This window comes from Methylobacterium sp. WL12, assembly GCF_008039475.1.
GTDB lineage: Bacteria > Pseudomonadota > Alphaproteobacteria > Rhizobiales > Beijerinckiaceae > Methylobacterium > Methylobacterium cerastii.
This window is the reverse complement of record NZ_VRUW01000253.1, coordinates 1-448: the sequence shown is the minus strand read 5'-3', so window position 1 is coordinate 448 and position 448 is coordinate 1. Positions and strand designations below refer to the sequence as shown.

Here is a 448-nt window from a genome sequence, read left to right as displayed (position 1 = left end):
GGCCAGTAGTGGAGCTGAAAATACTATCAGTAAACTTGTGATTATTATCTTGCGGGGACTAACACCTGTTAGGATTGCAGCCGAACTCATGACAAATGCTGGACCGACTACAAGTGTCCACAACTTCCATATCGCTAGCATGGTCAATATCAAGTAGCCATAAACGATTTTAGGCTCTCCAATCATAACTTGCTTATCGCCAATCTGGATTACATTGTATTGAAGCTCTACTCCAAACATGAATAGAGGTAGCGCAAATATCAACATAGCCATACTAACGGTGGCCACAAATGTATTCATGTACATAATCCCAACAAGTAGTTTTTTAAAATCTATCGAACTCGATAAAATTCTGGCTGGAATATAAATTGTTACGAATGATAAAACCGCCCCAAAGAGCAAGTATACGAAAATTCCACCTTCATAAAAAACTTTAGTTATACTATTG

The 448-nt window shown here is 37.9% G+C and carries 1 protein-coding gene; it reads right to left on the bottom strand.

Translation table 11 applies throughout. The annotated features are described in order from the left end of the window. Positions 1-448 (bottom strand): hypothetical protein (locus FV226_RS28415; protein ID WP_210246562.1); only part of this gene is annotated, 448 nt, incomplete at both ends.